Origin of the sequence: Thermomonospora echinospora (genome assembly GCF_900108175.1) — a bacterium.
GTDB classification, from domain to species: Bacteria; Actinomycetota; Actinomycetes; order Streptosporangiales; family Streptosporangiaceae; genus Thermomonospora; species Thermomonospora echinospora.
In genome coordinates this window covers 49,518-57,660 of the sequence record NZ_FNVO01000034.1, presented here as the reverse complement: position 1 = coordinate 57,660, position 8,143 = coordinate 49,518, and the positions used below count along the sequence as shown (strand labels likewise).

General features: G+C 72.4%; 7 protein-coding genes. 5 read left to right on the top strand and 2 right to left on the bottom strand.

The genetic code is table 11. The features are described from left to right. From C4U03_RS37120 to C4U03_RS37110, 3 genes are all read left to right on the top strand, one after another. Positions 1-2,472: hybrid sensor histidine kinase/response regulator (locus C4U03_RS37120; protein ID WP_146087665.1), on the top strand; the 2,472-nt coding region annotated here is incomplete at its 5' end. Between the two features lie 80 nt (positions 2,473-2,552). After that, the gene (locus C4U03_RS37115) at positions 2,553-3,218 is read left to right on the top strand and encodes a response regulator (RefSeq protein WP_103944483.1); all 666 of its coding nucleotides are present in this window, start codon (positions 2,553-2,555) and stop codon (positions 3,216-3,218) included. A gap of 61 nt (positions 3,219-3,279) precedes the next feature. After that, entirely contained in the window at positions 3,280-4,332 is a 1,053-nt protein-coding gene (locus C4U03_RS37110) for a sulfite exporter TauE/SafE family protein (RefSeq protein WP_103944482.1), read from the top strand. Positions 4,333-4,470: 138 nt separating this feature from the next. On the opposite strand, the gene gltX is transcribed toward C4U03_RS37110, so the two are convergent. Both gltX and C4U03_RS37100 read right to left on the bottom strand, forming a co-directional pair. Continuing rightward, on the bottom strand, positions 4,471-5,862 hold the full coding sequence (gltX, locus tag C4U03_RS37105) for a glutamate--tRNA ligase (protein WP_103944481.1): 1,392 nt from the start codon (positions 5,860-5,862) through the stop codon (positions 4,471-4,473). A gap of 49 nt (positions 5,863-5,911) precedes the next feature. Continuing rightward, positions 5,912-6,493, bottom strand: coding sequence for a TIGR03086 family metal-binding protein (locus C4U03_RS37100; protein WP_200827721.1), 582 nt, complete (start codon positions 6,491-6,493; stop codon positions 5,912-5,914). Between the two features lie 134 nt (positions 6,494-6,627). Here C4U03_RS37100 and C4U03_RS37095 point away from each other — a divergent pair, with 134 nt between their 5' ends. Then, positions 6,628-7,470 carry a helix-turn-helix domain-containing protein gene (locus C4U03_RS37095; protein ID WP_103944480.1) on the top strand — a complete coding sequence of 281 codons (843 nt, stop codon included), beginning with the start codon at positions 6,628-6,630 and terminating at the stop codon, positions 7,468-7,470. 12 nt (positions 7,471-7,482) lie between these two features. Further along, the gene (locus C4U03_RS37090; protein ID WP_103944479.1) at positions 7,483-8,133 is read left to right on the top strand and encodes an NUDIX hydrolase; all 651 of its coding nucleotides are present in this window, start codon (positions 7,483-7,485) and stop codon (positions 8,131-8,133) included. The last annotated feature ends 10 nt before the right edge of the window (positions 8,134-8,143 follow it).

Below are 8,143 nucleotides of genomic sequence, written 5' to 3'. Positions count from 1 at the left end.
GTGCGCGGCGTGTCGGGAGTCTGGAAGGACCTGACCAACAACGTCAACGGCATGGCCTCCAACCTCACCTACCAGGTCCGCAACATCGCCCAGGTCACCACGGCGGTGGCGCACGGGGATCTGACCAAGAAGATCGACGTCGACGCGCGCGGGGAGATCCTGGAGCTGAAGACGACGATCAACACGATGGTGGACACGCTGTCGGCGTTCTCCTCGGAGGTCACCCGGGTGGCGCGGGAAGTGGGCAGCGAGGGGCGGCTCGGCGGGCAGGCCAAGGTCGAGGGTGTCTACGGCACCTGGAAGCGGCTGACCGAGAACGTCAACGAGCTGGCCTCCAACCTGACCACCCAGGTGCGCGCGATCGCCGAGGTCACCAGCGCGGTCGCCAGCGGCGACCTGAGCCGCGAGATCACGGTGGAGGCCGCCGGCGAGGTGGCCGAGCTGAAGGACAACGTCAACCTGATGGTGGCGACGCTGCGCGAGACCACGCACGCCAACCAGGAGCAGGACTGGCTGAAGTCCAACCTGGCCCGCATCGGCGGGCTGCTGCAGGGCCACCGTGACATGACGCAGATGGCGCAGCTCATCATGAGCGAGCTGACCCCGACCGCCTCGGCCGACTACGGCGCGTTCTACCTGGCCCGGCCGAACGGCGACGGGGAGACCGAGCTGGCGCTCATCGCCGGGTACGGGGTGCGGCCCACGCCGGACGGGACGTCCTTCCGGCTCGGCGAGGGCCTGGTCGGGCAGGCCGCCCTGGAGCGGCGCATGATCCTGATCGACAACGCGCCGCCCGGTTATGTCACGATCCGGTCGGGGCTGGGCCAGGCGTCGGCCACCCACGTCATCGTGCTGCCGGTGCTGTTCGAGGATCAGGTGCTGGGGGCGATCGAGCTGGCCTCCTTCGGCGGATTCACCGCCACCCATCTGGCCTTCTTCGATCAGTTCGCCGAGACCCTCGGGGTCACCATCAACGCGATCAGCGCCAACTCGCGCACCGAGGCGCTGCTGACCGAGTCCCAGCGGCTGGCCCAGGAGCTCCAGGAACGTTCCGACGAGCTGCAGCGCCAGCAGGCCGAGCTGCGCCGTTCCAACGCCGAGCTGGAGGACAAGGCGGCGCTGCTGGCCAAGCAGAACCGGGCGATCGAGATCCAGAACTTCCAGATCGAGCAGGCCCGCCGCACCCTGGAGGAGCGGGCCGAGCAGCTGGCGCTGTCGTCGCGGTACAAGTCGGAGTTCCTGGCGAACATGTCGCACGAGCTGCGCACCCCGCTCAACAGCCTGCTGGTGCTGGCCAAGCTGCTGTCGGAGAATCCCGAGGGGAACCTGTCGGCCAAGCAGGTGGAGTTCGCCCGGACCATCCACGACTCGGGCACCGACCTGCTGCAGCTCATCAACGACATCCTCGACCTGTCGAAGGTGGAGGCCGGCAAAATGGAGGTGCATCCGCAGCCGCTGGCGTTCACCAAGCTGGTCGACTACGTGGACGCCACGTTCCGGCCGATGGCGGTCGACAAGGGCCTGGCGTTCGGGATCGAGGTGGCGCCCGACGTCCCCGGGCTGCTGTACGCCGACGAGCAGCGGCTGCAGCAGGTGCTGCGCAACCTGCTGTCGAACGCGGTCAAGTTCACTTCCGAGGGCGAGGTCAAGCTGACGATCGCGCCCGCCGGCAATGACGAGGAGTTCAGCGCGCCGGGGCTGCGGGAGGCGCCGCTGGTGATCGGTTTCGAGGTCAGCGACACCGGGATCGGCATCAGCGAGGACAAGCTGCAGGTGATCTTCGAGGCGTTCCAGCAGGCGGACGGCACCACCAGCCGGCGCTACGGCGGCACCGGCCTGGGTCTGTCGATCAGCCGCAACATCGCCCATCTGCTGGGCGGGGAGATCCACGCCAGGAGTCAGCTCGGGCGCGGCAGCCGGTTCACCCTCTATCTGCCGGCGCAATACCAGGGGGCCGGTTCCCCGCCACCGCCGGCGGAGGTCGAGCCGCCGGTCTCTTCGGGGCGCCCGGCCCCGGAGGCGGCGGCCGGTCCGGCGCTGGCGGAGTTCCTGGAAGAGCCTCCGGCCGACCATCTGGACGCCGTGCTGTCCGGGCGCAAGGTGCTGATCGTCGACGACGACGTGCGCAACGTCTTCGCGCTGACCAGCGTGCTGGAGGGCTACGGGATGGACGTGCTGTACGCCGAGGACGGCCAGGCCGGCATCGACCTGCTGCAGCGCAACCCGGACGTGGCCCTGGTGCTCATGGACGTCATGATGCCGGGCCTGGACGGGTACGCCACCACCGAGGCGATCCGCGGCATGCCGCAGTTCACCGACCTGCCGATCATCGTCATCACGGCGAAGGTCATGAAGGGCGACCGGGAGAAGAGCCTGGCCTCCGGGGCGTCCGACTACGTGCCCAAGCCGGTGGATGTGGATCATCTGCTGGACCTCATGCGAACCTGGCTGCAGCGCGCCACGGTGCGCTGAACGGCCGGCCGGGCGCCCCGCGCCCGGCCGGCGGACGGCGGACGGTCAGGGCGCACGATCATGATCAGGAGACACCAGGCGTGGACGACAAGGCGAAGATCCTTCTTGTGGACGACCGTGAGGAGAACCTCGTCGCGTTGGAGGCGATCCTCAGCTCACTGGACCAGGACCTGGTGCGCGCCCGCAGCGGCGAGGAGGCGCTCAAGGCGCTGCTCACCGACGAGTACGCGGTGATCCTGCTGGATGTGGTGATGCCGGGCATGGACGGGTTCGAGACCGCCCGCGACATCAAGCGGCGCAAGAAGACCCGGGATGTGCCGATCATCTTCCTGACCGCGGTCAACAGCGACCCGGACTACGCCTTCCGCGGTTACGCCGCCGGTGCGGTCGACTTCATCGCCAAGCCGTTCGACCCGTGGGTGTTGCGCGCCAAGGTGTCGGTGTTCGTGGAGTTGCACCGCAAGAACCGGCAGTTGCGCGACCAGGCGGCCCTGCTGCGCGACCAGGCGGCCCTGCTGCGCGCACGGACCGGGTCCACCGAGCCGGGGCCGCCGCCGGCCGAGCTGTCGGCCGGGCTGGCCGGGATCGAGGAGCAGGTCGGCGCGGTGCTGCAGCAGTCGCCGTCGACGCTGCGGCCGACGGTGGAGGAGCTGGCCCGGCGGGTCGCCGACCTGCGCGCCGCGCTGGACGGGCTGTCCGATTCCCGGCATCCGGCCACCGGGCGTACGGGAGCTTCGGAGAACTGACCGTTCGGCCACGCTTGTCCGTCTTGGGCACCGGGCAGGGTTCCGCTGCGGAGGTGGGCGCATGGCGGGCTCTGCGGGCGGCGGGACGGTGGCGCTCTTCGCCGCCGGGGCGGGCACGGGCCTGCTCGCCGGGGCCGCCTCGTGCGCGTCCGTCCAGTTCGGGCTGCTGACCGGGGCGGTGCGGGAGGCCGGCCGGCCGCTGCTGCCGGTCATCGCGTTCCTGACCGCCAAGCTGGCCGCGCACACCGTGCTGGGGGCGCTGCTGGGCGCGGTGGGGGCGGCGGTGGCGCCCGGTCCCCGGGTCCGCGCCGCGCTGCTGGTGGCAGCGGGTGTGCTGCTGACGGTGTTCGCCCTGGACCTGCTCGGCGTCCCAGCCGCGCGGCGGCTGCTGCGGCGGGAGGGCCAGTCCGGGCACTGCGCCGCACCGCCGGCCGGTAGGGGGCCTGGAGTCGTGGGAAATCCCGGGGCGGCGCGCTCGCCGGGAGCCTTCGGGCGGTTGCGGCGGCCGGTGGCGCTGGGGGCCTTCACGGTGCTGGTGCCGTGCGGGCTGACCCTGTCGGCCGAACTGCTGGCGGTCGGTTCCCGCTCGGCCCTGGGCGGCGCGGCGGTGATGGCCGGGTTCGTGCTGGGCACCGCTCCGGTGTTCGCGCTGCTGGGGATGGCGCTGGGGCGGGGGCTGGGCGCGCTGGGCGGCGGCCTGGGCGCCGTGGCCGGTGCCGTGGTGCTGGTGGTGGCCGGGTGGACGCTGATGTCGGGGCTGCGGCTGGGCGGCTGGCTGCCCTCCCCCGGCCAGGCGCGCGCCGTGGCGGAGGGGTCGGCGGAGTTCGTACGGACCGACGGCGCGGGCGTGCAGACGATCACGGTGTGGGCGCTGGACCGCGGATACCGGCCCTCGGCGATCGTGGCGCGGTCCGGGCTCCCCACGGTGCTGGTCGTGCGGACCAGGGAGACGCGGGGCTGCACCAGGGCGTTCGTGATCCCAGGGCGGGACCTGGAGCGCATGCTGCCGGTGACGGGCGAGACCAGGATCCCGCTGGGCTCCCCCGCCCCGGGACGGCTGCGCTACACCTGCGCCTCGGGCCACTACCCCGGCGGCATCACCTTCCGCCGCTGACCGCGCCTGCAAGCCGCCCGGCCGTCCGCGCCGTGCGCTGGGCGCTTGCGGCCGTATGACGATCGTCCGGGCACGCGCCCGTCTCGATCATCGTCCGGCGATCGGGACCGGGCGCGTGCCGCGACGGCGGGTCGGCGGTCAGCCGGTGAGGCGGGTCCGGGCGGCGGCGATCCGGGCCAGCGTGGTGTCCCGCCCGAGGACCTCCAGCGACTCGAACAGCGGGAGCCCGACCGTGCGGCCGGTGACGGCCACCCGGACGGGGGCCTGGGTCTTGCCGAGCTTGAGGCCGAACCCGGCGCCGACCTGCTCCAGCCGGGTCTTCAGCTCCTCGGTGTTCCAGGGGGCGTCGCGGTAGGCATCCTCGGCGGCGGCGAGGATCTCGGCGGCGGGCTCCTTCATGGCCTTGTTCCAGGACGCCTCGTCGAAGACCGGCTCGTCCAGGAACGCGAAGTCCACCATCGTCACGATCTCCGACAGCACCGCCACCCGGGTCTGGGCCAGCTCCGCCAGTTGGGCGAACACTCCCATGTCCGCCTCGAAGGGCGCCCGCTCCAGGAACGGCAGGCAGGCGGCGACGAAGTCGGCGGCCGGCAGCGCCCGGATGTAGTCGCCGTTGATCGCCCGCAGCTTTTTGACGTCGAAGAAGGCCGGGGATGCGTTGACGTCCTCGATGCGGAACTCGCGCTCGATGACCTCCCAGGGCACCACCTCGCGGTCCCCCGACGGCGCCCAGCCCAGCAGCATCAGGTAGTTGCGCATCGCCTCGGCCAGGAAGCCCTCGGCCTGGTAGTCCTCCAGGGCCACCTTGTCGCGGCGCTTGGACAGCTTCTGCCGCTTCTCGTTCACGATCACCGGGACGTGCGCCCAGACCGGCGGCTCGTGCCCGAGCGCCTCCCACAGCAGCTGCTGCTTGGGGGCGTTGGACAGGTGCTCCTCGCCGCGGACCACGTGGGTGATGCCCTGGGCGATGTCGTCCACCGCGTTGGCCAGCAGGAACGGCACCGACCCGTTGGAGCGGGCGATGACGAAGTCCTCCAGCACCCGGTTCTCGAACGTCGGCTTGCCGCGGATCAGGTCGACCACCGTGGTCTGCCCCTCGTCGGGGGTGCGGAAGCGGACGGCGCGGCCGTCGCCGGGGCCGAGGCCACGGTCGCGGCAGTACCCGTCGTAGCCCTTGTTGGAGTCGCCGGTGCGGGCGATCACGTCCTCGCGGGTGCAGTCGCAGTAGTAGGCGCGGCCCTGCTCCAGGATGGTGTGCAGCGCCTGCTGATGCGCCTCGAGGTTGGCCGACTGGAAGTAGGGGCCCTCGTACTCGTCGGCGTCGATGCCCAGCCAGGCCAGCGCCCGGATGATGCCCTCGGTCCACTCGGGCTTGTTGCGGGAGGTGTCGGTGTCCTCGATCCGCAGGACCAGCGTCCCCCCGGACTGCCGGGCCATCACCCAGTTGAACAGGGCGGAACGGGCCCCGCCGACATGGAACATGCCGGTCGGGGAGGGTGCGAAGCGTACACGGATCGAAGACGTCGACATGGGCACAAGCCTAGGGCTTCCCGGGCGCCGGCCCGGCATCGTCACCCGGTCAGGGTGTCCAGTGCGGGTCGCGTCCGGCCAGCCCCAACGCACGGTCCAGCGGCGGCGCGGACTCGGGGACCTCCACCTGCGGGCCGAAGGCGCCGTACTTGCGGGCCGTGTCGGCCATCTCCCGGACCTGCCGCCACAGCGCCTGCTCCAGTTCGTCCCCGAAGCCGGGCTTTTGGCCGGTGGCCGCGGCCAGGTCCCAGCCGTGCAGCAGGAACTCCGCGAACATCATGCCGCCGACGAAGGAGGCGGGCATCTGTCCCGCCGGGGTGAGGGCGGTGACTCCCTCCCACGCCGCCGGCTCGGACCAGGCGGCACCGGTACGGCGGGCGCGCTCGGCGTACCGGGACGCCCAGCCGGGCTCGGCGGTCAGGTCCGTGTCCCCGTCCGCGGAGTCGGGGGGCGGCGTCTTGCGGGCGGCCGCCTCCCCGGGCCCGCTCGTCCACTTGATGAGGTGGTTCACCAGTGCGCGGACGTCGAAGTCGGGGCACGGGGTGGGGTCGCCGAGCCGGGTCTCGTCGATGCCCTCGACGACCGCGACGGCCGCCTCGGCGGCCTGTGCCATCAGGGGCCTGAGTTCCATGATCGCCTCTCCTGGGTGTGTCGTCCGGATCAGTCCATGAGGATCGCAGCCCGAGCGGGTCCGCGATCCTCGTGACTGTCCACCTTAGGAAAGCCCGGTTCGGGCGGTCTTGAAGAAATGCGACACTGGGCCCCATGACCGGGAGCGTGCCGGACTCGACCAGGGGCATCCTGCGGGCCACGACCGCCCTGCGGCGCTTCCGGATGCATCGCCTGGCGCCCTCCTCCGAGCTGGCCCCCTACGCCGAGTATCACTGGATCCTGCGCTGGGACCTGCGCGGCCAGCCCCCGCACAGCCAGCAGGTGCTCACCCACCCGTCGGTGCACATGACCTTCACGACCGGCGGGCGCGCCCGGGTCGTCGGCATCGTCCGGGGGGTGTTCACCGAGACCATCTCCGGGCACGGCAGGGTGGTGGGGGTACGGTTCCTGCCCGGCGGGTTCCGCCCGTTCCTGGACGGGCCGGTGTCGGCCCTCACCGGCCGGTACGTGCCCGTCGAGGAGATCTTCGGCCCGCAGGCCAGGGTCGTGGCCGACAAGGTCATCGCGGCGCCCGAGGAGGCCGAGGCGATCGCCCTGATGGAGGACCTCCTGCTGGCGCGGGTCCCCGAGCGGCCCGACCCCGCCGTCGCCGAGGTCGCCGCGATCGTCGGGCGGATCGCCGCCGACCCCACGATCAGCCGGGTCGACAGGCTGGCCGCCGACCTGGGCGTGGGGACGCGGTCGCTGCAGCGCCGCTTCGCCGAGTACGTGGGGGTCGGGCCCAAATGGGTGATCGGCCGCTACCGGATGCAGGAGGCGGCCGAGCGCGCCGCGGCCGGAGACGGCGTCGACTGGGCCGCCCTCGCCGCCGAGCTCGGCTACGCCGACCAGGCCCACTTCGTGCGGGACTTCACCGCCACGGTGGGCACTCCCCCGGCCCGCTACGCGCGGGACTGCGCCACCGGAGCCCCCGGCGAGGCCGGGCGGAGGGGCTGAGAGGATCGGCGGATGAGCGAACCCCTGGACGGTCCCCCCGACGACCCCCTGACGAGCCTCACCGCGTTCACCGATCTCGCCCGCGAACGGCTGGCGGCCCACGACCACACCGTGCTGGACGGCGGGCCGGGCGTGCGGCGGGCGGCCGTCGCGCTGTGCGTGGTGGAGCACGAGGGCGCGCCCTCGGTGATTGTGATCAAGCGGGCCGCCCGGGGCCGCAACGCCGGCCAGTGGGGTCTGCCGGGCGGCGGAGTGGACGCCGGCGAGACCGCCGAGCAGGCTGCCCTGCGCGAGCTGCACGAGGAGATCGGCCTGTCCGCCGGTCCCGCCGACGTGCTGGGCAGGCTGGACGACTTCCCCGCCGCCTCCGGGTTCGTCATCACCCCGCTGGTGCTGATGCCGGCCGATCCGGGGCCGCTGCGTCCCAGCCCCGATGAGGTGCACTCGGTGCACCATGTGGGCCTGCGGCGGCTGGCCGCCGACGACGCGGTGCGCTGGGTGCCACAGCTGGACGGCGGGCGGCTGCTGCAGATGACGCTGGGCCCGCGGATGGTGATCCACGCCCCGACCGGCGCGATGCTGTGGCAGTTCCGCGAGGTCGTGCTGCTGGGCCGCGCCGCCCGGGTGGCCGACTTCCTGCAGCCCGACTGGACACGCCGGTAGGGCCCCCGGG